Source organism: Streptomonospora alba (genome assembly GCF_000826685.1).
GTDB classification, from domain to species: Bacteria; Actinomycetota; Actinomycetes; order Streptosporangiales; family Streptosporangiaceae; genus Streptomonospora; species Streptomonospora alba.
This window is the reverse complement of the sequence record NZ_JROO01000045.1, coordinates 115803-139592: the sequence shown is the minus strand read 5'-3', so window position 1 is coordinate 139592 and position 23790 is coordinate 115803. Positions and strand designations below refer to the sequence as shown.

Genomic DNA, 23790 nt, shown 5'->3' with positions numbered 1-23790 from the left:
CCCTGCCCGCCCTCACACAGCACCTGGCTGACGACCTGCGGCGACTCCGGATCGGAGATGTCGTAGATCATGAAGCCGCTGTAGTTGCCGTCGATGGCGTAATCGCCGGTGAAAGCCAGATCGGAATTGAAGGACGCGCTGTTCGCGAACGGTCCCTCTTTGGCGAGGTGGGCGACATGCTCGACGTTTCGGCTGGTCGAAACGTCGTCTGCGGTGTCCGCTGCAGCGGCCGGCGCCAACGCCGTCGCCGCCAGTGCGGCCGCTGCGGCGCCCGCGGTGACCGCGGTGATCCGCCTCAGGCGGCCGGGCCGTAGTGGGGAAGGCTGGGGGGATGTCGACATGTGCCCTCCTTATCCGAAGCATCCCGAATCATGAGAAAGCTACCTATGCCCTACCTCGGTTGTACAGACCATCTTCCCCACGAAACCGAAGCTCAACATTCCACGATCACAGGCGGGGGTTGGATTCACATATCGCCAACTTTGCCCCGGAAACCTATATTGACGTGCGAAAATAACGCTCATCTGGGTCGAAGAAGCCCGCTTCGGAGCGGGGCGGGAGCTCCCGAAGACGGCCGCAGGCACTGGACAACCCGCAACCGAGGTGAGTACACAAGCACTGAGGCGGCTCCCCCGATAGCCGCCCGTCCCCCGTGGAAGGAGCCCCCGTGCGGAACCGGTTCCTGGCGGCCGCAGCCGCCGCAGCGCTGACGACCGCCCTTACCGCCTGCACCGGCGGAGACCAGTCCGCCGACGGCCCGCCCGTCCTCGCGCCGGGGGCACCCGGCGAGTCCGCGTCGCCGGCCTCGCAGCAGCAGCTCGAAGCAGCCGCCGAGGGCCTGAAGCACAACAAGGCCGACATCCGATACGTCGTGGCGATGATCGGGCACCACGAACAGGCGCTGGTCATGACGGACCTGGCCGAGGACCGGATGAAGGACTCCGACCTCAAGAAGATCGCCGATCGCATCGAGTCGGCACAAGGCCCCGAGATCGAGGCGATGGAGGCGTGGCTGGACGAGAACGTCTACGGTTCCGGCGACGACGCCCCCAGCCCGGGAGCCTGCTCCCCGGACGGTCAGCACGGTGACGGCCACGACCACGGGAAGAGCGCTTGCCCGGTCGAGGTCGACCACGCCGACATGGCCGGAATGGCCAGTCAGAAGGAGCTGGACGCGCTGAAGGAGGCCGAGGGCGCGGAGTTCGACACGATCTTCGTTGATCTCATGACCACCCACCACGAAGGCGCCGTCACCATGGCCGAGGAGGCCACGCTCCAAGGCAGCGACCCTGTGGTGCTCCGGATGGCCAACGACGTCATCGCCGAGCAGACGGCCGACATCAACCGCATGGACGCGGTCCTCGACGACTGATCGACCGATCCGCGACCGGGAACCACGCCCCGCCCCTCCCGGCACCGAGCCGACAGGACACAGGGTGCACCGTCACCCGGAGGAAGGCGGGCGGCGCCGGGCGCTCCTGCTCCTCGTGGTCGCCGCCCTACTCGTGGCCGGCGCCCCGGGGGTTCATGCGCGCTCCGTAGACCCCGGACTCAGGATCGCTGGGCGGCTCCCCCGCGCACAGCGGCGGTCGCCGGCCACGCCGCCGCGCGCCGACCGCCGCGGCCCCGACGACGGAGGGCGGGCTCCCCTCGGGGAACCCGCCCTCCGTCGTGTCCGTCGGCGCCGCTCAGGCGCTCTTCTCCTCGCGATCGGGCCCGCGCTTGGTGCGCGGCACGATGGTCGGGTTCACGTGCTCCAGCACCGCCTCGCGGGTGATGATGACCTGCCCGACGTCCTCGCGGCTGGGTACCTCGTACATCACCGACAGCAGCACCTCCTCGATGATGGCGCGCAGACCGCGCGCGCCGGTGCCGCGGATGATGCCCTGCTCGGCGATGGCGTCGAGCGCGTCGTCGCTGAACTGCAACTCGACGTTGTCCAGCTCGAAGAGCCGCTCGTACTGCTTGACCAGGGCGTTCCGCGGCTCGGTCAGGATGCGGATCAGCGCCTGGCGGTCGAGGTTGTGCACGCTGGTGATGACCGGAAGCCGGCCGACGAACTCCGGGATCAAGCCGAACTTCAGGAGGTCCTCGGGCATGACGTCGGTGAACTGGTCGGCCGCGTCCTCTCCCGTGGTGGGCGAGGAGCGCAGCACGGCGTTGAAGCCCATCCCCTGCTTGCCGACACGCGACTCGACGAGCTTCTCCAGGCCGGCGAACGCTCCGCCGCAGATGAACAGCACGTTGGTGGTGTCGATCTGGATGAACTCCTGGTGAGGGTGCTTGCGCCCGCCCTGGGGCGGCACGCTCGCCGTCGTCCCCTCCAGTATCTTCAGCAGCGCCTGCTGCACGCCTTCGCCGGAGACGTCGCGCGTGATCGACGGGTTCTCGCTCTTGCGGGCGACCTTGTCGACCTCGTCGATGTAGATGATGCCGGTCTCGGCCTTCTTGACGTCGTAGTCGGCGGCCTGGATCAGCTTGAGCAGGATGTTCTCGACGTCCTCGCCCACGTAGCCGGCCTCGGTGAGCGCGGTGGCGTCGGCGATGGCGAAGGGCACGTTGAGGATCTTGGCGAGTGTCTGGGCGAGCAGCGTTTTACCGGATCCGGTGGGGCCCAGCAGCAGGATGTTGGACTTGGCGATCTCCACGTCCTCGTCACGCGGGCGGTCCCCCTCGGACTGCACGCGCTTGTAGTGGTTGTAGACCGCGACCGAAAGGGCCTTCTTCGCCTGCTCCTGGCCGATCACGTAGGAGTCGAGGAATTCGTAGATCTCCCGCGGCTTGGGCAGGCTGTCCCACTTCACCTCAGGGGAGTCGGCCAGCTCCTCTTCGATGATCTCGTTGCACAGATCGATGCACTCGTCGCAGATGTAGACGCCGGGGCCGGCAATGAGCTTCTTCACCTGCTTCTGGCTCTTGCCGCAGAACGAGCACTTCAGCAGGTCTCCACCGTCGCCGATGCGTGCCACCCAGCCACTCCTTAAAACGTAGGCCACCCCGTCATCGGCCACCCGGCGGCGCCGCGAAAGCGATGACGTGCCCTGTCTTCGAGCAAGCTCGCTTCTGCAGGATATGCCCTTCGAGCGGACGATGGGCGGGGCGATCTGTGCGTCGTTCCTCCGAGACTAAGCGAAGTCGCGGACCGGCATCACCACACCCCGTGTCCTCCGGCGTGTGGCGGCCGGCCCGCCTTGGACGCTCGCGCCCGGTCCGCCCCTACTTCTTCGACGTCTTGCGGTACGGCAAGACGTAGTCGACGATCCCGTACTCCTTGGCGCCTTCGGCGGTGAGGATCTTGTCGCGCTCGATGTCCTTGGAGATCTGCTCCTGCGTCTGGCCGGTGTGCTTGGCCAGCGTCATCTCCATCTGCTCGCGGATGCGCATGATCTCGTTCGCCTGGATCTCGATGTCGCTCGCCTGGCCGTGCGTGCCCTCGGCCGCGGGCTGGTGGATCAGCACGCGCGCGTTGGGCAGGCAGCCGCGCTTGCCGTCGGTCCCGCCGGCGAGCAGCACGGCCGCCGCGGAGGCGGCCTGGCCGATGCACACCGTCTGGATGTCAGGGCGCACGAACTGCATCGTGTCGTAGATGGCCATCAGCGCGGTGAACGAACCGCCCGGGGAGTTGATGTACATCTGGATGTCACGGTCGGCGTCGATCTGCTCAAGCGTGATGAGCTGCGCCATGATGTCGTTGGCGGAGACGTCGTCGATCTGCACCCCTACGAAGATGATCCGCTCTTCGAAGAGCTTGTTGTAGGGGTTCATCTCCTTGACGCCGTACGACGTGCGCTCGACGTAGGACGGCAGGATGTAGCGGCTTTGCGGGCTCGCCGGCGCCATGCCGCCGCCGTAGGGGCTGGGGTTGTACTCGGTCATGTTCTGGCCTTCCACAGTGCACCTGTCCACACGGATGGGGTCGCGGATCACCGGGCGTGGGACTACTCCTCGCTGGCGACGTCGAGAGTGCCCTCGAGCACCTCGTCGATGAAGCCGTAGTCCTTGGCCTCCTGAGCGGTGAACCAGCGGTCCCGGTCGGCGTCCTTCTCGATCTGCTCCTTGGCCTGGCCCGTGTGCAGCGCGACGCGCTCCAGGAACATCCGCTTCACATACAGCAGCTGGTCGGCCAGGATGCGGATGTCGGAGGCCGTGCCCCCGATTCCGCCGGAGGGCTGGTGCATCAGAACGCGGGTGTGCGGCAGCGAGTAGCGCTTGCCGGGCGCGCCGGCACACAGCAGCAGCTGGCCCATGGACGCCGCCATCCCCATCCCCACGGTGCGGACGTCGTTGGGGATGTACTGCATGACGTCGTAGATGGCCATACCGGCGGTCACCGAGCCGCCGGGGGAGTTGATGTAGAGGTTGATGTCGCGCTGGCGGTCCTCGGCGGACAGCAGCAGCAACTCGCCCACGATGCGATTGGCGATGTCGTCGTCGACCTGCTGGCCGAGGAAGACGATGCGCTGGCGCAGCAGGCGCTGGGACGTCTGCTCGAACATCGAGGGAATAGGCGACTCGGGCGTACGGGCGTCGATTCCCTGGGACTCATTGAAGGTCGGCGGCACTCTCGTCACCTGCTCCGGACTCGAAACGGTTGCGACGCCTGCGACACTAACGCCCGCAGCGGGTCGGCTCGCACGAATGGCGGGCCTGTTCGCTTTGAGCGCAGGTGCCGTGGCGCCTGCCTTGCGGTTGTATTGAGCGAACGAGCCCCGCGCCGACCCGTTCGGGTCGCGGCGCGGGGCTCGCTGAATGCATGCAGCGGCGCAGAGGCTACGCGCGCTCGGTCTCTTCGCTCTCGGCGGAGTCGCGGACCTCGGGGCTCTCGGCCTCGGTCTCCAGCTCCGCGGCGCCCTCGGCGGCGGCGACCTCGGCGTCGGCGGCCTCGGCCTCGCCGGTGCCGGCCTCCTCGCCGCTGTCCTTCTCGATCACGTTGCCCGACTCGTCGGTGACGGTGGCCTTCTCCATCACGAGGTCCAGCGCCTTGGCGCGCACGACCTCGGTGTAGGCGACCTGGATCTGGTTGGACTCCACGAGGTGGTTGGCGAGCTGGTCGGGCGACACGCCCATCTGCTGGGCCTGCTCCACGACGTACTGGGTCAGCTCGTTGTTGTCAGCCGAGAGTTCCTCGTCGATGGCGATCTGGTCCAGGATGAACCCGGCCTTGACCGCCGAGGTGGCGCCCTGCTTGAGCTCCTCCTCGAACTCTTCCTCGGACTGGCCCTGGGACTCCAGGTAGGACTCCTTGGTCAGACCGCTCTGGGAGAGCTGCTGCTCCAGGCTCTGGCGCCGGCGGCCGACCTCCTCCTCGACCGCGGAGTCGGGCAGCGGGGCGTCGACGGACTCGACCAGCTTCTCCAGGGCGCGATCGCGGGCCTGGTTGAGCTGCTGGAGGCGGCGGACCTGCGCCATGCGCGAACGGACGTCGGCGCGCAGCTCCTCCATGGTGTCGAACTCGCTGGCCATCTGCGCGAACTCGTCGTCGAGCTCGGGCAGCTCCTTCACCTTGACGCTGTGCACCGTGACGGTGACATCGGCCTCGCGACCCTCGTACTCGCCGCCCACGAGATTCGTGGTGAACGTGGCCGACTCGCCCTCGGACATGCCCACGAGGGCGTCGTCGAGGCCTTCGAGGATGGTGTTGGTGCCCACCTCGTAGGAGAGGCCGCTGGTCTGCACGTCCTCAAGCGGCTCGCCGTCGATGGCGGCGGAGAGGTCGATGGAGACGTGGTCTCCCTGCTCGACCGGCCGGCCGGCGCCGACGAGGGTGGAGAACCGCTCGCGCAGGTTGTTGACCTGCTCCTCGACCTGGTCCTCAGTGGCCTCGGCGTCATCGGCCGTGACCTGCATGCCCTCGTAGTCGGGCACGTCGAACTTGGGACGGACGTCGACCTCGGCCGTGAAGGCGAGCTCCTCGTTGTCCTCCAGCTTGGTGACCTCCACGTCGGGCTGGCCGAGCGCGAAGATCTCCTCCTTCTGGATGGCCTCGTTGTACAGCTCCGGGACGGCGTGGTTCACCGCTTCGCTGATCACCGCTCCGCGCCCGACGTGCCGGTCGATCAGCCGAGCGGGCGCCTTCCCAGGGCGGAAGCCCTTGATGCGCACCTGCTTGGCGAGCGACTTGTAGGTCACGTCGAAGGCATGCTCAAGTTCCTCGAACGGAACCTCGACGGTCAGCTTGACCCGGGTCGGGCTGAGCTCCTCGACATCGGTCTTCACGGGGCGGTACTCCTAGATTTCCGGCAGTTTTCCGGGACGACCCGGCACGCAGGGCGCACTCTCCCCGACCACCGGACTGACGTACCGGCAGGCCGGCGCAGGCGGTGGCACCGAGCTGCGGGGCCTGGGACTGGCTCTGATGTTTTCCTGCTGATCGTGCCAAGTCTAGGGCAGTCACAGGCCCCCTCACGGCGCACGCGGCACACGCCCGGCGCCGCGAGTCTTCTCGTCGGGGAGGCGGGATTCGAACCCGCGGCCTCATGCTCCCAAAGCATGCGCGCTAACCAAGCTGCGCTACTCCCCGTGAACCTCGCGCCGGGTGCCGCCCGCGAAAAAACTGGCACAACCCGCGCTGCGAAGACTGTAGTCTGGTCTCCGTCGGCTCCACGAGTCTAGAGGAAACTCCGGGGCACTGGCGCCATGCGGGCGTAGTTCAATGGTAGAACTCCAGCCTTCCAAGCTGGCCATGCGGGTTCGATTCCCGTCGCCCGCTCTGACAGGGCGAAGGGCCAGGTCAGCCGGGACACCCGGCGGGCCTGGCCCTCGGTCGTCGAGGGTGCGTGCACGGTCGCTGTGCCACACCCGTGCCACAGGCCCTCGGAGGTCAGCCTCCGGGCCTCCCGAGGGTGGTAGCGCTTCGTTAACCTCCTCATCGGCGTCGACCTGTCGCTGCCGAGAAACCGCGAGTGGCCGCCGACACCTGTAGCGCCCCTCCGCTCTCGCTGCGGGGACGCGGCGACACACCCTCGCCGCGCTCGGCGCGACAGCCGACGGGCCAGGTCGGCCGGGGACGCCCGGCGGTCCCGGCCCTTTCGCGTGTGGAGTCGATGAGTCGGGCACCTCGGCGCACAAGCGCGGTCGTGCCGGTGTACTCAGGGGGCCGGTTTCGGCTCGGCCTCGGGCATGGGTGAGCCGAACGCCCGCTTCCTCCGGCCGAACCAGGCCAGTCCCGCGCCGACGATCAGCAGCGGGCCCGCGATCAGCCAGGCCATCTCCACCGCGATGAAACCGCCGACACACGACAGCAAGAGCAGCAGAGCCGCGGTCTTGGACGCTCCCCTCGCCAATGCGCCCCCGACAATCCCGGCGACGCCGAAGAACACCGCAGCGAACCCCCAGCCGACGATGCTCCCGGAATCCTGAGCCTCGAAAGCGGCACCGAGGCCGCCGACCAGCATCGCGGCCAACCCCCCGATGATGCCGAACACGCCTCCGACGATGCCGAGAACCAGAGCTGTGGTCAGCATTCCCGGGTGTCCTGAACGGCCCGCCATGATGGCTCCCTTCCGCCTCCGGCCGCCTGCGTCGGCGCCGCCCTGACGTCGGCCTTCGGGGCAAGGTCCTCCACCGCGCGCCCCGGGTCGGAGGCCGCTTCTCACTTCAACCGTGCTCCGTGCCCAGGGACGCGGCCACCATGCCGACGGTTCGGAATGCCCAAGAGAGGGCAATGCCGAAGCGCTCTCCTGCCAGGCCATGCCACCTGCCGCTGCCCATGGTGAGCAGGCCCGACCTCCACCTGCGGGGGGTGGTCCGCGAGGGACGGGGACCCGCACCGATCCGGGATGCCGAGTCGCATCGTCGCCCTGCGAGTGCGGATCGACGTGATTCCTTCGCCTGCCTCGGTCCTGTCGGACACAATCGGCATGTGGCGAACTGGTCCCCGCTCCGTGCAGTGCTGGCCTCCATCGACGACCGTGTGACGTTCGCGTGGGCTGAACTCGACGATCTGGTCGGAGGGTTGCCGCGATCGGCATACGAGCACGCCGCCTTCTGGAAAGGCGTCAGGCCGGGGTGGCCCGGCTTCACCGCGGTGAACGTCGAGGTCAACCGGTCTGTGACGTTCGTCCGTCGCTCTGCGGACGCCGTCACTGCTCGACGACCACGCAGCGCGAGCACTGCGCCGCGGCAGCCTGCCGGTGCAGTCGCTGCCGACCTCGTGCTGGTGGGGTGCGTGCGGACGAAGCTGGATCGAGCGGCTCCGGCGCAGGATCTCTATACGTCGCCCCTTTTCGTGAAGCAACGTGCCTACGCCGAGGCGACAGGTGCTCCCTGGTTCGTGCTGTCCGCGAAACACGGACTCGTTCCTCCGACGACCGTGCTGGAGCCCTACGAGCTTCACCTGTCCAAGGCGCCCCGCAGCTATCGGGAGGGGTGGGGGACGATGGTCACTGAGCGACTCACGGACGTGGCCGGGCCGCTGGCCGGAAAAGTCGTCGAAGTCCACGCGGCCTCCGCCTACGCCGACGCCATCCGGGACCGCCTCGTGGATGAGCGTGCCGACGTACGGGAACCTCTCCGGGGCCTGCCCCTGGGTAAGCGATTGGCCTGGTACAACCGCAGCGACGCTGCCCAGGCGACGGCGACGGCAGCGGGCCCGGCCCCGGAGACCGCATCGCTGGTCGAGCGGCTCGGTTCCTGCACGAGCACGATCACCCCGGCCGAATTCCTTGCCCGCGGCGGTGCGGGCCTTCGCCTGCCGGGCCTCTACAGCTGGTGGGTCGACCGGGACGGCGCGGCCGATCTCTCGGCGGGCCTGGGCCTCCCCGTTGAGCCGGGACTCATCTACGCCGGCCTCGCCGGAGCGACGCGGCCGCGGAGCGGACGGAGATCGAAGAACACACTGTGGGCTCGCATTCGGGGTATGCACCTCGGCGGTCGCCACGCGTTCTCGACCTTCCGCCTCAGCCTCGGGTCGGTACTGGCGAGCGCGCGGGACGAGTCCGAGATCGACGAGGAGCGCTTGACAGCGTGGATGCACGGCCACCTCCGGCTCGTCGCCATCACTGTCGAAGACCCGGACACGCTGGACGGCTTGGAGACCGCGGTCCTCGCTCGCTTGGACCCGCCGCTCAACCTGGACAAGATGCCCCGCAGCCCCGTACGTGAGCAGCTCACCCGACTACGGCGGGCATACGGTCGCGGGTCGCGATGACACCGACGGTACGCCCGGTCCGATCGAGGCGCGGGGGCGGCCTCATCGCTCCGCTCGGTCGTTGAGGCGCTCGTGGCGTTGGCGGGCGGCCTGGGGGGTGTTGAGGCCGAGACCGTAGGCGATCTCGTGCCAGGTCATGCCGCGCCCGCGGGCCATAGTGAGCAGGCCCGACTCCAGCGCGTCCAGGTCGGCGCGCATACGCGGGGCCAGGGTGAGGGCCGCGTTGATGTCGGTGCCGTCCAGTTCCGGCTCGTCGGGCTCGCGCTCGGCCGAGCCCGCGGCGAGGTCGTGGACGCGGCGGACGGCGTCGAGCGGCTCCATGACCATGGACTCCTCCTGCCAGCGGCGCCGGGCCTCGCCGGCGGCGTGGCGGCGGGTGATGTGGAACAGGGCGGTGTATTCACGCCCGCGCCGGGCCGCCCCCGCGGCGGGCGGGGCGAAGGGGGCGGCGGCGGTCTCGCCGGGGTGGCCGGTCATGGGTGCACGTCCGTCTCGTCGCCTGGGTTGAACAAGTTGTTTTCAACATACTGGCTTGAACATTCCGTTTGCAATGGCGAGCCGTATCGTGCGGATATGTTGTCTGTGCGGGCGGAGCCGGATGGGTAGCCGACCGAAGTCAGGTGTCCCGGCCGTGAAGGGGAGCGATGTCCAACCCTGATCCGCTGCAGGTGTCGGCCCTGACCCTGCGCTGGTTCGTGCGCCCGGAGTCCTCTGCTGCGCCCGTCGTCGTCACCGGCGCCTTCGACGTGCTGCACGTGGGCCATGTGCGCTTCCTCTCCGATGTTCGGCGCCGGCGGCCGGAGCTGCCCGTCGTGGTGGGGGTCGAGGACGACGAGCGCGTGCGCGGATGGAAGGGTCCCACGCGCCCGGTCAACCCCGAGGACGAGCGCGCGGAGGTGCTGGCGGCGCTGCGCTGCGTCGACGGCGTCTTCGTCATCTCCGGCCCCGGCGATGTGACCGGCTGGGCGGCCTACGCCGACCTGCTGCGGCCGCTGGGCATCGCGGCGCTGGCCTTCACCGACGGCGATCCGCACACCGACGCCAAGCGGCGCGGCGTACACGCGCTGGGAGCCGAGGCCTGGGAGATGCCCATGACCCGCGGCCGCTCGACCAGCGCCGCGCTCAACCGGCTTGCCAACTCGCTCTGACCGGTCGAACGGGCGGCGCGACAGCAGCCCGGCCCCTCCCCGGTTCCCCGGCCCGTCGTGTGTTCGCCCGGCACCCGCCCGATAGCCTCCCGGCGCCGCCGCTTCGACGCGGAGCAGGCGGGAAGCAGGCATGTATCTGCGGTGTTGACGCATCCGTACGAACCGGCCCCTCCACCGGAGGACGCGCGTGCTCGACCCGAACGGATTGGAACGGGGTAGCCGATGATGATGGGCGGCGGGCCCGGCGGGCCCCCCATTTACCGGTCACTGGTCAACGACGGCAGCGCGACCCGCAGCCGCCTGCCGCCCGGCACGCTCGGGCGCATCGTGGGCTACGCCAAGCCGCACTGGCGCTCGATCGTGTTCTTCGTGCTGACGACCTCGGTCAGCTCCGGCATCGTCGTGGCCAACCCGCTGCTGCTCAAGACGATCATCGACCGCGGCGTGTCCGAGCAGGACACCGGGCTGGTGGCCGGCCTGGCCGCGGCGGTCGCGCTGTTTGCCGTGTTCGAGGCCGCACTGGGCCTGACGAGCCGATGGCTGTCCTCGCGCATCGGCGAGGGCGTCATCTACCTGCTGCGCACCCAGGTCTTCCGCCACGTGCAGCGCATGCCGCTGGCGTTCTTCACCCGCACCCAGACCGGTTCGCTGATCAGCCGGCTCAACACCGACGTCGTGGGCGCCCAGCGGGCGATCACCTCGGTGCTGCAATCGGTCGTGTCCAACCTGATCAGCGCGGTCGCCGTGATCACGACCATGGCGCTGCTGTCGTGGCAGATCACGCTGATCGCGCTGCTGCTGGTGCCGCTGTTCCTGCTCCCGGCGAAGTTCATCGGCCGCAAGGTCGCCGCCATCTCCCGCGACGGCATGGACCTCAACGCCGAGATGAGCTCGCTGATGACCGAGCGGTTCAACGTCGGCGGGGCGATGCTGGTCAAGCTCTACGGCCGCCCCGAAGAGGAGGGCGACCAGTTCGCCGAGCGAGCCGCCCGCGTACGCGACGTCGGGGTGGCCCAGGCGGTCTACGGCGGCCTGCTGTTCACCCTGATCGGGCTGATCACCTCGCTGGCCACGGCGATCGTCTACGGCGTCGGCGGCACACTGGTCATCGGCGGCGCGTTCCAGCTCGGCACGCTCGTGGCCATGACGACACTGCTGACGCGGCTGTACGCACCCATCACGGCGCTGTCGAACGTGCACGTGGAGATCATGACGGCCCTGGTCAGCTTCGACCGGGTGTTCGAGGTGCTCGACCTGAAGCCGATGATCGAGGAGAAGTCCGACGCCCGGGAGCTGCCCGAGGGGCCCCTCTCGGTGGAGTTCGACGGCGTCTCCTTCCGCTACCCCACAGCCGGCGAGTCCTCGCTGGCGTCGCTGGAGCTGACGCCTCAGGCCGAGAGCACCGCCGACACCCAGGTACTCAGCGACGTGTCCTTCACCGCCGAGCCCGGTCAGCTCGTCGCTCTGGTCGGCCCTTCAGGCGCGGGCAAGACGACCATGACCCACCTCGTCTCGCGGCTGTACGACCCGCTGCAGGGCGCGGTGCGCATCGGCGGCGTGGACCTGCACGACGCCACGAGCCGATCGCTGCGGGACACCGTGGGCGTGGTGACCCAGGACCCGCAGCTCTTCCACGACACCGTCGCCAACAACCTGCGCTACGCGCGCCCCGGGGCCGATGACGACGCGCTGGTCGAAGCCCTGCGCGCCGCCCAGTTGGAGAGCCTGCTGGGCGACCTGCCCGACGGCCTGGACACGATGGTCGGCGACCGCGGCTACCGCCTCTCGGGCGGCGAGAAGCAGCGCCTGGCCATCGCCCGCCTGCTGCTGAAGGAGCCCTCGGTCGTGGTGCTGGACGAGGCGACCGCGCACCTGGACTCGGAGTCGGAGGCGGCGGTGCAGGAGGCGCTGCGCACGGCACTGGCCGGGCGCACGTCCCTGGTGATCGCGCACCGGCTGGCGACGGTGCGCGAGGCCGACCAGATCCTGGTGCTGGAGGACGGCCGCATCCTGGAGCGCGGGACCCACGAGGAGCTGCTGCGCGAGGGCGGGCTGTACACGGCCCTGTACCGCACCCAGTTCGCCGTCCAGGAGAAGGACGCGCACGGAGTCACCACCCAACGCGCGTGAACCTCGGCGGCCGGTGCACCGCGGCCTGAGGTGCACCGGCCGCGCCGTGCCCGGCCCCTTCGCTCGCTCCCGTCCCGGCACCGCCCCGCATCTCGGCGGCCGGCGAGCCCGGCTCGGCCGCATGCGGACAAAGAGATACACGTCACGCATTAATTCACTTTGCGCATTTTTTCATCAAGTGCAATCATTGAGTGGAAGGTATGCGGGGGCATGCCCGGTGCATGCGAACGGGGTGAACCGATGGGCCTACGCGAGCGCAAGAAGGCGGCCACGCGGCGCACCCTGCAGCGGGCGGCCGTCCGGTTGGCGATGGAGCGCGGCTCGGAGAGCGTGACGGTCGACGACATCGTCGCCGCGGCCGACGTCTCCAAGCGCACGTTCTTCAACTACTTTTCGAGCAAGGACGAGGCGATCGTCGGCGACGGGCCGCCGCGCCCGGACGACGAGGCACGCGAGATCTTCGTGGCCCAGGGCCCCACCGGCGACCTGCTGGAGGACCTCAAGGTGTTCCTGCTCGCGCCGCTGGCCGGCACCGATTCCGACGACCTGCGCCAGCGCCTGGCCGACATCCGCGAACGCAAGCGGCTTGTGCAGCAGGAGCCGCAACTGACACCGCGGCTCATGGCCGCCTTCGCCGACATGGAGCGGTACGTGGGGGAAAGCGTCGCCGAGCGCCTGGGCGAGGACCCCGACGACATCCGTCCGCAGATCGTGGCGTCGCTGGGGATCACCGCCATGCGGTTCTCCATGCGCCGCCTGCAGACCCACTCCGCCGCCAGCGGCTCCGCGGACTCCCAGGACGACGCCGCCGAGTTCCGCGCGCTGTTCGACCAAGCCTTCGACGCGCTCCGGCGCACCTTCCGCCCGGCCTCCTAGACCCCGTGCCGGGCCACGCGCGACGGGCCGCCACGCCCGGCCCAAGCGGGCGAACCGGGCCATTCACGACCAGGGGAAGCGAGTATCCGCCCATGACATCGACCCGGGGGCAGCAACCGCCACCCGATCCGGCGCCGGCCGAGGACACCGAGGGGGGACCGCTGCCGCGCCGCAAGGTGCTGTGGGTCTTCGCCGGGGTCATGCTCACGATGCTGCTCGGCGCCCTCGACCAGACCATCGTCTCCACGGCGCTGCCGACCATCGTGGGCGAGCTGAACGGCCTGGAGCACCTCTCCTGGGTGGTCACGGCCTACATGCTCGCCGCCACCGTCGGCATGCCGATCTACGGGAAGGCCGGCGACCTCTTCGGGCGCAAGGTCGTCTTCCAATTCGCCATTCTCGTGTTCCTGCTGGGGTCGGTGCTGTGCGGCCTCGCCCAGGACATGACCCAGCTCATCCTCTTCCGCGCCCTGCAGGGCATCGGCGGAGGCGGGCTGATGATCAGCGCGCAGGCCATCATCGCCGACGTCGTCTCGGCCCGTGAGCGCGGCCGCTACATGGGCCTCATCGGCGGCGTGTTCGGCCTGGCCTCGGTGGCGGGCCCGCTCCTGGGCGGAGTCTTCACCGACCACCTCTCCTGGCGGTGGATCTTCTACATCAACCTGCCGCTGGGCGCCGCCGCGCTGCTGGTCACCAGCATCGTGCTGCAGCTGCCCCGGCCGTCGGGCCCCCGCCCCAAGCTGGACTACCTCGGAACGCTGATGCTCGCCACAGCCAGCGTGTGCATGGTGCTGGTCACCAGTTGGGGCGGCACCGACTACGACTGGTCCAGCGGAGTGATCATCGGTCTGGGAGCCGGCGCCGCGGCCGCCGCTGCGCTGTTCGTCGTCGCCGAGCGCTACGCCGCCGAACCCATCATCCCGCTGCGCCTGTTCGCCGACCGAGAGTTCGTGCTGACCTCGCTGGTCGGCATCACCGTGGGCATCGCCATGTTCTCCACGGTGTCCTACCTGCCGACGTTCTTGCAGATGGTCGGCGGCGCCAGCGCCACCGAGTCGGGCCTGCGGATGGTCCCGATGGTCGCGGGCATGCTCACGGCGACCATCACCACCGGCCGCATCATCAGCAGGACCGGGCGCTACAAGGTCTGGCCGATCGTGGGAACCGCGGTCATCATGGCCGGCTTGACGCTGCTTTCGCGGATGGACGCCGACACCACCTATCTCTACAACGCGACGGCCATGCTGGTGCTCGGCCTGGGCGTGGGCATGGTGATGCAGAACCTGGTGCTGATCGTGCAGAACTCGGCGCCGCGGCGCTACCTGGGCACGGCGACCTCGGCCACCAACTACTTCCGCCAGATCGGCGCGTCGTTCGGCATCGCGGTGTTCGGCTCGATCTTCATCAACCGGCTCAACGACGAGATGGCCGACCTGCCCGCCGGCGCCGGGGCGCGACTGCAGGTAGAGGGCGGCGAGGCGGGACTGAGCTCGCTGACACCGGAAATGCTGGAGCGGATGCCCGACCAGGCCCAGCAGCTGATCGTGCACGCATTCGCCGACGCGCTGCCGCCGATCTTCCTCTACGGCGTGCCGATCGTGCTTGCCGGGTTCGTACTGGCGTTCTTCATCCGGGAGAAGCCGCTGGCGACGACGGTCGGCGCGAGCGCGGACGACACGCAGGAGGGCACGGGCGACAGCCCGAAACCCGCGGGGGCACCGGCCGCCGAGTAGTCGCCGCCGGGGCCGCCGCCCGCAGGACGGGTCCGCGGCGGCCCCGGGCGCCGGTGGGCGAGGCGGGGCGCAAGCGCGGCTCCGGAGTGCGGGCACCGCTCGCCGCAGTCAGCGGGGCGGGGCTTCCGGTCACGGCCTTCCGGACTTCTTCTTCTCCTTCTTCTCCTTCTTCTCCTTCTTGCCCTTCTTGGCTTTCTTGTCCTTCTTGGGCTTCTCGGCGTCCTTGGACGTGACGCGCTCGGCCAGGGACTCGGGCAGCGGGGCGGCGCCGGGGCCGCCGTCGTGGACCCACGTGTCGAGATCGTCGATCAGCCGGTCCTCGGTGAACCCGCCGATCCAGACGGGGCGCCCACCGCGTTCGCGCCCCGCGGACGAGGGCTGCACGACGACGACGTTGGCCTGGAAGCAGATCCCCAGGCACGTGCTGGTACGCACCGGCACCTCGCGGCCGTCGCCGTCACGCAGACCGCGAAGCCGTTCCAGCTGCCCTTCGTGGTCGACGCCGGGCCGCTTCTTCGCCGTGCCGCAGCAGCATCCGCGGCACACGACGAGTCGGCAGGGTCGGCCTGGCGGGGTCACCGGTGTCTACTCCTCCACGGCCGGCTGCGGCGTTCTCCCGCGCTGCGCGGCGGTTCGCGAGGCGCGGCACTGGACACCACGGTATCCAGGCAATTCAGACAGACGTCACGTCGCTCCCCTCCTCGCCCGCGATCGCCGACGTGCCGCTACTGTGGACCGGTGACCTCCCCGACCGCGCCCATCCTGAGTGCCGAAGGCGTCGACGTCGTCCGCTCCGGCAAGAAACTCCTCGACCAGGTGAGCATGGTCGTGCGCCCCGGAGAGCACTGGGCGCTCCTCGGGCCCAACGGCGCGGGCAAGAGCACGCTGCTCAGCCTGCTCAGCGCCGAACAGCACCCCACCCGCGGCACCGTCGAGGTGCTGGGCCGCCGCCTCGGCCGCACCGACCTCCGCGAGCTGCGCCGGCACATCGGTCACGTGGACCCGCGCCACGACCTGCGCTCGGCGCTGTCCGGCCGCGCCATCGTGCTGACGGGCGCCACGGGCACGATCGAGATTCCACCGCGATGGCGTCCCGCGCCCGCGGAGGAGGCCCGCTCCGAGCGGCTGATGGCCATGATGGGCGTCGAGGCTCTGCGCGACGACACGTGGCCGACCCTGTCCCAGGGCGAGCGCGGCCGCTTCCTGATCGCCCGCGCGCTGATGCCCGAACCGCGGCTGCTGCTCCTGGACGAGCCGGCCGCGGGGCTCGACGTCGCCGCCCGCGAGCAACTCCTCACCGCGCTGGACGACCTGCGCCGCGAGCATCCCACGCTGGCCACCGTCTTGGTCACCCACCACCTGGAGGAGCTGCCCGCCTCGACCACGCACGCCCTGCTGCTGCGCGCGGGCCAGGTCGTCGCCGCCGGCGAGGCGCAGGAGACGCTGCAGAGCAAGCCGGTCACCGCGTGCTTCGACCACCCCATCGCCATCGAGCGCCGCAACGGCAGGTGGAGCGCGCGGACCGACGGCACCTCCGCCTGAACCTCCGAACACCCCGGACACACGACGCGGCGGCCGCGGACCGTCCATCACGGTCCGCGGCCGCCGTAACCGCGATCGCGGAGAGCGGCAGGCGCTAGGGCCTGCCCTGCTCGCCGGAGCCGCCCTGGTCCTGCTGGTCGTCCCCCTGGTCTCCGGAGACGTAGTCGGTGGCCTTGTCGCCGGCCTGGTCGATCTTCTCGTCGTACTTGCCGCCGGTCTTCTCCTTGGCGAAGTCCTTCAGCTTGTCGACGCCCTGTTCGACCTTCTCGCTGTGCTCTCCGACCTTGTTCTTGATCTTGTCGAAGGCGCTTCCCTCGGACATGTCTCCCACCCCCGTTTCGGACACGTCGCGCGGTTCTTCGTTCGCCCATCGCGATACCCGCTGAGGGGCCACCTATACCTTCGGTGAGCGTTCCGTCGCAGCTCGCGACAGAAGGCGAAACCGCGTCGGGCCCACCCGGCCGCGGCTGCCCGCGGGCCGCCTCACACACCCAGGACGAGCCGCGCGATGGTGAAGTAGATCAGCAGCCCGGTGGCGTCGACGAGGGTGGAGACCAGCGGGGCCGAGACCACCGCGGGATCGACCCCCACCCGGCGGGCCAGCAGCGGCATGGTGCTGCCGATGACGGCCGCCCAGGTGCAGATGGCGATCACCGAGGCCGCCACGACCACGGCGATGAGCGTACCCACCAGCGCAGTGCCGATGACCATCGCGACGCAGGCGAGCATCAGCCCCAGCAGGAGGCCCACCCGCGACTCCTTCCAGGCCACCTTGGGCAGGTCGCGCAGGCGCACCTCGCCGACCGCCAGGGCGCGCACGATCGCGGTGGCCGACTGGGAGCCGACGTTGCCGCCGGTACCGGTGAGCATCGGCACGAACAGCGCGAGCGCGGTCACCTGCTCCAGCGTCGCCTCGAAGCCCTGCATCACGTTGACCGTCAGCGTGGCCGCGACGATGAGCAGCAGGAGCCACACTGAGCGTGCCCGCGCCAGACGCACGACACCGGCGGCGACGTAGTGTCCGGCCACCGGGCTGGCGCCGGACTGGCGGGCGATGTCCTCGGAGTCGGCCGCCTCGATCAGTTCGAGCGCGTCGTCGAAGGTCAGCAGCCCGACGAAGCGCTCCTCGGAGTCGACCACCGGCATCGCGACCATGTTGGCCTGCTGCATCAGCCGTGCCGACTCCTCGGCCGGCTCGGTGGCGCTCACCCGCGGAACGAGCACGTCGACGATGTCCTTGACCAGGCTGTCGTCGTCGCTGACCACCAGATCGCTCAACTGTACGGTGCCGGCGAGGCGGCGGCCGTCGTCGACCACGGGCAGGGTGTAGACGGTCTCGGCGTCGGCGCCCTTGGCCCGCACCACCTCCAGCGCGCGGCCGACCGTCAGATCGCGGTGCAGGACGACGGTCTCGGGCGTCATGTAGCGCCCGACCGAGCCTTCGGGATAGCCCAGCAGAGCCGCCGTCATCTTGCGCTGAGCCGGGCTGAGACCGGCCAGGGCGCGGGTGGCGATCTTCGCGGGGGCCTCGCCGATCAGCCGCGCCCTGTCGTCGGGGTCCATCGACTCCAGCAGCTCGTGGAAGGCCGCGTCGCGCAGCCCGAGCAGGATCTCCTGCTGGTGGACCGGGTCGAGCCCTTCGAACACCTCCAGCTCGCGGTCCTTGTCCAGCAACCGGAAGGGCACCAGAGCGGTGTGGCTGGGCATGCGCTCGAGTTCGTCGGCGATCTCGTAGGGCTGGTGCTCGGCCAGCCACAACCGGATGCCGGTGAGGTCGTTGGCTTCGACCAGCTCGGTCAGCTCCACGCCGGCGTCGTCTTCGGCCATGCTGAGCACCCCCTCCTGACGATCGCGAAAACTCCGCTGGGGCGCGGGGGCCTCTGGACACGGCAACGAGGCACCACTCGTATGCCCGGGGAACAGGACGACCCTACCGCCACAGGCGCGGCACCGGGGACGTCACGCGGCGGTGCGGCAGCCGCACCGCCTCAGTCGCGCCAGATGACCACGAGGGCGGTGTCGTCGTTCTTGCCCTTGCTCAGCGAGTCGACGATCGAGTACGCGCCCGCGCCGAAGCCCTCCAGTGCGGCGGTGTCGGCGGCGGTGAGCAGGCGCTCCAGCCCGGCGTCCAGGTCCTCGCCGGGGGTCTCGATGAGTCCGTCGGTGTAGAGCATGATGGCGTCGCCCGGGCGCAGCCGCCCCTTGACGGGCGTGTACTGGATCTCGGGCATCACGCCCAGCACGACGCCCTTGGCCTCGGTGGAGGACCACCGGCCGGCGCCGTAGTCGTACTGCACCGCGGGCGGATGGCCCGCCGAGGCGATGAGGTAGTCGCCGCTCTCCAGGTCCAGGCTCAGGTGCACCGCTGTCACGAAGCCCTCGCCCAGGGCGGTGCGGATGAGGTGGTCGTTGCAGTGCGCCAGGAACTCGCCGCTGGGCACCGCGGAGATCAGGCCGCTGAACGCCCCGGAGAGCAACAGCGCGCGGGTACCGGCGTCGACGCCCTTGCCGGAGACGTCGACCACCGCGACCTCCAGGCGGTGGTCCTGGCGCATGGAGACGACGAAGTCGCCGCCGAAGGAGGATCCGCCGGCCTGGCGCAGCACCGCGGTGCCGCCCCAGCCGTGCGGCAGGTCGGGCAGCTTGCCCTGGGCGCGCAGGCGGTCCCGCAGCTCCAGCAGCATCCGCTCGCCGCTGAGCCCTTGCATGCCCAGGCGCTCGCGCACGCCCGAGAGCAGGTAGGCCACGACCGCGGTGGCACCGATGGTGACCAGCAGGCCCGGGCCGACCTGAGCGAAGTCCAGCCTGAAGGCGGTGAACAGCAGTACCGCGGCGTCCACGGCCAGCAGGAACGCCAGGCTCTTGCGCTTGAGCAGCAGCCCGCCGGCGACCACCGTGACGATGATCGCGCTGGGCGGGAACCAGCCGGGCGGGCCCCAGACGCCACCCACGCCGATACCCACCGCCAGCAGCACGAGTGTGATCAGCACCAGCCGATAGCGGAAGAGCACCTTGCGCCGGAGCAGCGCCGCCACGCGCTGCCACAGGGAGCGCGCATAGCGGAGGAGACGTGCGGTGGGCTTGGCGTTCATCGTGCCCGCACTGTAGCGCGCGCCGCTGACCCCGGCACGCCGCGCATGGTGTCCCAGCGCCCGTGCCTCCGGAATGAGCCCAACCGATATCCCCCCAGCTGACACTCCGGATTTCGGGGACAACCCCGCACGCTCCGGAATCGGCCGGCGACGGTCCTTCCGCCGGGCGTACGCGAAGTCCCGTCCGGCCCCGCGCTCACCGGTGTTCTGGTACCGGCGGGAACGGGCGCTGCGGACCGGTCACAACAGGTGACGGGAAAAGCGCTCGCGCGGCGAGAAGCGCGGTGATAGAGACAGGGGGCATGTCCTACTCCCGTGAATCCTCCGCCCACCGGGCGGATCCGGCGCCCGGCGCGCACTGGGACGTTCGGGTCCCCGAGGAACCCGAGCTGCCCGCGGTCTCCGAAGTCGTCGGGGAGGCCCTGCTGGCCCCCTCGCCCAGTCTGGAGCGGATACGCGAGGTCCTCGAGCGCGACCGCACTCTGGCGGTGTTCGACGCAGGGCAGCCGGTGGGCTGCACGTCCGCCTTCTCCTTCACGATGACGCTTCCCGGCGGCCCGCGCCCGGTCGCAGGCGTCACAGGGGTGGGGGTATGGCCCTCGCACCGCCGGCGCGGCGTCCTGAGCGCGATGATGCGGCGGCAGCTCGCCGACATCCGGGACCGGGGAGAGGACATCGCCGCGCTGTTCGCCTCCGAGGGCGGAATCTACGGCCGCTTCGGCTACGGGCCCGCGGCCTCCGCGGTGCACCTCGACCTGCATACCCGCGAAGTCGCGCTGCGGGCCGACACGCCGCGCGACCCGGCGCTGCGGCTCCGGCTGACAAGCGCCGACGAGGCGCGCCGCGAACTCGCGGAGGTGCACCGTGCCGCCGCCGGGCACCGCGTCGGCGAGTTCCAGCGCGACGCGGCGTGGTGGAACAAGGTGCTGCGCGACGAGCCCGGGGAGCGTGGCGGCCAGGGGCCCTTGCGCTGCGCGGTCGCCGAGGACGACGCGGGCCCGCTGGGCTATGTCCTCTACCGCACCCGGCAGCGCTGGAGCGAGCACGGCACCGCCGAGGGCAGTCTGCACGTCCGGGAGCACTACGCCACCGCACCCGCGGCCGCCGCCCTGCTGTGGGAGCACGTGCTCACCCGCGACCTGGTGTTCCGGGTGACCCACGACATGGTGCCGACCGACGACCCGCTGTTCCATCTGCTGGCCGACCCCTACCGGGCGCGGCGGTTCCGCAACGACAACCTGTGGGTGCGGCTGGTGAACCTGGCCGCCGCGCTGGAGAGGCGCAGCTACGCCGCGCCGGTGGACACGGTGATCGAGGTGAGCGACCGCCACTGCCCCTGGAACGCGGGACGGTGGCGGCTGAGCGCCGACACCGACGCCGCCCGCTGCACGCCCACCGAGGACTCCCCCGACATCAGCTTGGACGTCTCGCACCTGGGCGCCGCCTACCTGGGCGACACGCCGCTGGGGGGCTACCTGGCGGCCGGGTTGATCAGCGAGGTTGTACCGGGCGCCGTCCAGCGGCTCGACACCGCGCTGCACCGCTCGGATCGGCCGCACTGCGCCGACATCTTCTAGCCGGGCGGCGCCGCACCGGATCGGTCGGGGGCGGACCGGTCCGCAGCGCGGGCTTTCGGGAGAAGTGAGGGCTTTCCAGCCTTCGTCATCCGTATTACCGTCACGGCAGAGCGCCGACGGCGAGCGCGCACGCACCGCCGCCCGCACGCGCTCGTGGGCCGGCGGATCCGCGCACCGGCAGCGCCGCGGATCCGCCGCTCGTTTTCGGCGGTGCCGTACCGGTCTCTGGGCTCACTCGCCGCCGGGCAGGGGCGGCAGCTCACCCGAGCGCTCGTACGCGGCGAGCATGGCGATCCGCCGACTGTGGCGGTCGTCGCCGCTGAAGGGCGTCCGCAGGAAGGTCCCGACGAACTCCTCGGCCTCCTGCGGGGTGTGCATGCGGGCGCCGAGCGCGATCACGTTGGCGTCGTTGTGCTGGCGCGCCAGCTGCGCGGTCTCCTCGCTCCAGGCCAGCGCGGCGCGCACGCCGGGGACTTTGTTGGCCGCGATCTGCTCGCCGTTGCCCGAGCCGCCGATGACCAGCCCCAGGGAGCCGGTGTCGGCGGCCGCCCCCTCGGCTGCGCGCAGCACGAACGGGGGGTAGTCGTCGACGGGGTCGTAGCCTGCCGGGCCGGCGTCGACCACCTCGTGGCCCTGCTCCTTGAGCCAGGCGACGAGATGCTCCTTCAGCTCGAATCCCGCATGGTCACTGCCGAGGTATACACGCACGTGTTCTAGTTTCCCATGAAAGGCGCCCGCACCGGCGCAGGAGCCGGGCACGGGCGTACGGACACCGGGGGAAGCGGGGAGACCCGGCTCACAGCCCCTGGAACAGGGACTCGCCGGTGGCGATCGTGGCGATGCCCATCCCCATGGCGCCGAAGAGGACCAGCGACACCAAGGCGATGACGTTGGCCAGGACGATGGCTCCGATGTCCTTGCGCACCGGGCCGGCCTTCGACTCAGTCAGCTTGTTCAACTCGCACCTCGTCATGGGTAAGCGGATACAGGGCGCGGAGGCGCCCGCAGCGCCCTCCGCACCGCTGTTGATAGTGCCATACGCTCACCACCGCCCCGTACGGGGGCCGCGTCACCTCTGGATGCCCTTGACCTCGCAGAACTCCTCGATGCCGAAGAGGCCCCACTCGCGGCCCACGCCCGACTGCTTGTAGCCGCCGAAAGGCAGCCGCGGCTCCACGCCGGCACCGTTGATCTTGACCTGCCCGGTGCGCAGCCGCCGCGCCACAGCGAGCGCGCGGTCGGAGTCGGCCGACCACACGGCGCCGGAGAGCCCGTAGTCGGTGTCGTTGGCGAGACGCACGGCGTCGTCCTCGCCGTCGTAGGCGATCAGCACCACGACGGGGCCGAAGATCTCCTCCTGGGCGATGCGCATGCCGGTGTCGACGTCGGCGAAGACGGTGGGCCGCACGAAGTAGCCCCGCTCGCGGCCCTCGGGGGCCTCGGAGCCGCCGGTGACCAGCCGTGCGCCCTCCTTGACGCCCGCTTCGATGTACTCGCGCACGCGGTCGCGCTGGGCGGCGGAGACGACAGGGCCCATGCGCACACCGTCCTCGAAGGGGTCGCCGGGTGCGTACTTCTGCGCGGCCTCGGCGGCGATGCGGACCGCCTCGTCGTAGTGCTCGCGCGGCACGATCATCCGGCTCAGCGCGTCGCAGCTCTGCCCGGTGTTGCGCATGACGTCGGCCACGCCGTTCTTCACCGCCGCGGCCAGGTCGGCGTCGGGCAGGATGACGTTGGGCGACTTGCCGCCCAGCTCCAGGGCGACCTTCTTCACGGTGGCCGCGGCGACCTCGCTGACCCGCTTGCCGGCCCGCCCCGAGCCGGTGAAGGAGACCATGTCGACCTGCGGGTGCGCGGCGATGGCCTCGCCCACGACCGGGCCCGTTCCCGAGACGAGGTTGAACACGCCCGCGGGCAGCCCGGCGTCGTGCAGGGCCTCGGTGAGGGCGTAGGCGGCCATCGGCGCGACTTCGGTGGGCTTGAGCACGAAGGTGTTGCCCGCGGCCAGCGCCGGCACGGCCTTGAGCACGATCTGGTGCAGCGGGTAGTTCCACGGTGTGATCGCGCCGACCACGCCGTAGGGCTCACGCACGACCAGGGAGTCGCCCTCGCCCGCCTGCTCACCGGTGAACAGCCGCTCGCCGTGGGCCTCGACCAGCTGCAGGAAGGTGTGGAACATCAGCAGCGGGAAGCCGGTCTGCACCTTCTGCGCGAACTTCAGCGGCGCGCCGATGTCGGTGGCGACGGCCTGGGCGACGCCGTCGGCGCGCTCCTGCAGCAGCTCCAGGGCGCGGACGAGGTGCGCGCACCGTTCGGTGTAGGGCAGTGCCGACCACGCGGGAAACGCCTCACGGGCCGCCGCGACGGCCCGGTCGACGTCGCTCGCGTCGCCCGCCGGAACCGCGTCGACGACCTCCTCGGTCGCCGGGTTGATGACGTCGATGGCGCCGCTGGAGGCCGAAGGAGTCCAGGCGCCGTTCAGGTAAAGGGATCGCATGGCATCCACTTTCCCAGAACGCCGTTCTACTACTCCGCCGCCCGAGC

Annotated in this window: 21 protein-coding genes, 2 tRNA genes and 1 pseudogene; 9 read left to right on the top strand and 15 right to left on the bottom strand. The window is 70.2% G+C overall.

Going from position 1 to position 23790, the window contains the following annotated elements; translation table 11 throughout:
• Positions 1-341: pseudogene (locus tag LP52_RS22255) on the bottom strand (hypothetical protein); the annotation flags it as partial.
• Between the two features lie 326 nt (positions 342-667).
• Here LP52_RS22255 and LP52_RS22250 point away from each other — a divergent pair.
• Positions 668-1372 (top strand): DUF305 domain-containing protein, encoded by a 705-nt coding sequence (locus LP52_RS22250; RefSeq protein ID WP_040276298.1) that lies wholly within the window; start codon positions 668-670, stop codon positions 1370-1372.
• Positions 1373-1688: 316 nt separating this feature from the next.
• Here the strand turns inward: LP52_RS22250 and clpX are convergent, their stop codons facing one another.
• The 5 genes from clpX to LP52_RS22225 all read right to left on the bottom strand — a co-directional run bounded on the left by clpX (position 1689) and on the right by LP52_RS22225 (position 6520).
• Positions 1689-2969: an ATP-dependent Clp protease ATP-binding subunit ClpX gene (gene clpX / locus LP52_RS22245; protein ID WP_040276297.1), complete on the bottom strand. Its 1281-nt coding sequence runs from the start codon at positions 2967-2969 to the stop codon at positions 1689-1691.
• A 247-nt stretch (positions 2970-3216) separates the two neighbouring features.
• Positions 3217-3876 (bottom strand): ATP-dependent Clp protease proteolytic subunit, encoded by a 660-nt coding sequence (locus tag LP52_RS22240; protein ID WP_040276332.1) that lies wholly within the window; start codon positions 3874-3876, stop codon positions 3217-3219.
• Between the two features lie 62 nt (positions 3877-3938).
• Positions 3939-4496, bottom strand: a complete 558-nt coding sequence (locus LP52_RS22235) for an ATP-dependent Clp protease proteolytic subunit (RefSeq protein WP_040276296.1) — start codon at positions 4494-4496, stop codon at positions 3939-3941.
• A 274-nt stretch (positions 4497-4770) separates the two neighbouring features.
• Positions 4771-6216 carry a trigger factor gene (gene tig / locus LP52_RS22230; protein WP_040276295.1) on the bottom strand — a complete coding sequence of 482 codons (1446 nt, stop codon included), beginning with the start codon at positions 6214-6216 and terminating at the stop codon, positions 4771-4773.
• Positions 6217-6445: 229 nt separating this feature from the next.
• Positions 6446-6520: transfer RNA gene (locus LP52_RS22225), tRNA-Pro, on the bottom strand.
• A 118-nt stretch (positions 6521-6638) separates the two neighbouring features.
• On the opposite strand from LP52_RS22225, the gene LP52_RS22220 reads away from it, so the two are divergent.
• A tRNA-Gly gene (locus LP52_RS22220) sits at positions 6639-6709 on the top strand.
• A gap of 379 nt (positions 6710-7088) precedes the next feature.
• Here the strand turns inward: LP52_RS22220 and LP52_RS22215 are convergent.
• A complete protein-coding gene (locus LP52_RS22215) occupies positions 7089-7463 on the bottom strand; it encodes a hypothetical protein (RefSeq protein WP_052810145.1) in 375 nt (124 codons plus the stop codon).
• Between the two features lie 398 nt (positions 7464-7861).
• On the opposite strand from LP52_RS22215, the gene LP52_RS22210 reads away from it, so the two are divergent.
• Positions 7862-9148 carry a DUF6884 domain-containing protein gene (locus tag LP52_RS22210; protein ID WP_238581048.1) on the top strand — a complete coding sequence of 429 codons (1287 nt, stop codon included), beginning with the start codon at positions 7862-7864 and terminating at the stop codon, positions 9146-9148.
• 42 nt (positions 9149-9190) lie between these two features.
• On the opposite strand, the gene LP52_RS22205 is transcribed toward LP52_RS22210, so the two are convergent.
• Entirely contained in the window at positions 9191-9625 is a 435-nt protein-coding gene (locus LP52_RS22205) for a hypothetical protein (protein WP_040276294.1), read from the bottom strand.
• Positions 9626-9792: 167 nt separating this feature from the next.
• Between LP52_RS22205 and LP52_RS22200 the strand changes: the two genes are divergently transcribed.
• The 4 genes from LP52_RS22200 to LP52_RS22185 all read left to right on the top strand — a co-directional run bounded on the left by LP52_RS22200 (position 9793) and on the right by LP52_RS22185 (position 15035).
• A complete protein-coding gene (locus tag LP52_RS22200; RefSeq protein WP_040276293.1) occupies positions 9793-10296 on the top strand; it encodes an adenylyltransferase/cytidyltransferase family protein in 504 nt (167 codons plus the stop codon).
• A gap of 222 nt (positions 10297-10518) precedes the next feature.
• Positions 10519-12426 carry an ABC transporter ATP-binding protein gene (locus LP52_RS22195; RefSeq protein WP_040276292.1) on the top strand — a complete coding sequence of 636 codons (1908 nt, stop codon included), beginning with the start codon at positions 10519-10521 and terminating at the stop codon, positions 12424-12426.
• 240 nt (positions 12427-12666) lie between these two features.
• Complete coding sequence (locus tag LP52_RS22190; protein WP_040276291.1) at positions 12667-13302, top strand: TetR/AcrR family transcriptional regulator; 636 nt, start codon at positions 12667-12669, stop codon at positions 13300-13302.
• A 92-nt stretch (positions 13303-13394) separates the two neighbouring features.
• Positions 13395-15035, top strand: coding sequence for an MDR family MFS transporter (locus tag LP52_RS22185; RefSeq protein WP_052810144.1), 1641 nt, complete (start codon positions 13395-13397; stop codon positions 15033-15035).
• A gap of 129 nt (positions 15036-15164) precedes the next feature.
• Here the strand turns inward: LP52_RS22185 and LP52_RS22180 are convergent, their stop codons facing one another.
• Positions 15165-15614: a hypothetical protein gene (locus tag LP52_RS22180; RefSeq protein ID WP_040276290.1), complete on the bottom strand. Its 450-nt coding sequence runs from the start codon at positions 15612-15614 to the stop codon at positions 15165-15167.
• Positions 15615-15773: 159 nt separating this feature from the next.
• Here LP52_RS22180 and LP52_RS22175 point away from each other — a divergent pair, with 159 nt between their 5' ends.
• A complete protein-coding gene (locus tag LP52_RS22175; RefSeq protein WP_040276289.1) occupies positions 15774-16577 on the top strand; it encodes an ABC transporter ATP-binding protein in 804 nt (267 codons plus the stop codon).
• A 94-nt stretch (positions 16578-16671) separates the two neighbouring features.
• Here LP52_RS22175 and LP52_RS22170 read toward each other — a convergent pair whose 3' ends face one another.
• The 3 genes from LP52_RS22170 to LP52_RS22160 form a co-directional block, all read right to left on the bottom strand.
• A complete protein-coding gene (locus LP52_RS22170; RefSeq protein WP_040276328.1) occupies positions 16672-16899 on the bottom strand; it encodes an antitoxin in 228 nt (75 codons plus the stop codon).
• A gap of 161 nt (positions 16900-17060) precedes the next feature.
• Positions 17061-18404 (bottom strand): magnesium transporter, encoded by a 1344-nt coding sequence (gene mgtE / locus LP52_RS22165; RefSeq protein WP_040276327.1) that lies wholly within the window; start codon positions 18402-18404, stop codon positions 17061-17063.
• Between the two features lie 161 nt (positions 18405-18565).
• Positions 18566-19669 (bottom strand): PP2C family protein-serine/threonine phosphatase, encoded by a 1104-nt coding sequence (locus tag LP52_RS22160; protein ID WP_040276288.1) that lies wholly within the window; start codon positions 19667-19669, stop codon positions 18566-18568.
• A gap of 302 nt (positions 19670-19971) precedes the next feature.
• On the opposite strand from LP52_RS22160, the gene LP52_RS22155 reads away from it, so the two are divergent.
• Positions 19972-21246 (top strand): GNAT family N-acetyltransferase, encoded by a 1275-nt coding sequence (locus LP52_RS22155; protein WP_040276287.1) that lies wholly within the window; start codon positions 19972-19974, stop codon positions 21244-21246.
• 231 nt (positions 21247-21477) lie between these two features.
• On the opposite strand, the gene LP52_RS22150 is transcribed toward LP52_RS22155, so the two are convergent.
• The 3 genes from LP52_RS22150 to LP52_RS22145 all read right to left on the bottom strand — a co-directional run bounded on the left by LP52_RS22150 (position 21478) and on the right by LP52_RS22145 (position 23743).
• On the bottom strand, positions 21478-21954 hold the full coding sequence (locus LP52_RS22150) for a ribose-5-phosphate isomerase (RefSeq protein WP_040276286.1): 477 nt from the start codon (positions 21952-21954) through the stop codon (positions 21478-21480).
• Positions 21955-22042: 88 nt separating this feature from the next.
• Entirely contained in the window at positions 22043-22204 is a 162-nt protein-coding gene (locus LP52_RS27845; RefSeq protein WP_169775394.1) for a hypothetical protein, read from the bottom strand.
• A 111-nt stretch (positions 22205-22315) separates the two neighbouring features.
• Positions 22316-23743 (bottom strand): aldehyde dehydrogenase family protein, encoded by a 1428-nt coding sequence (locus tag LP52_RS22145; protein ID WP_040276285.1) that lies wholly within the window; start codon positions 23741-23743, stop codon positions 22316-22318.
• Between the last annotated feature and the right edge of the window lie 47 nt (positions 23744-23790).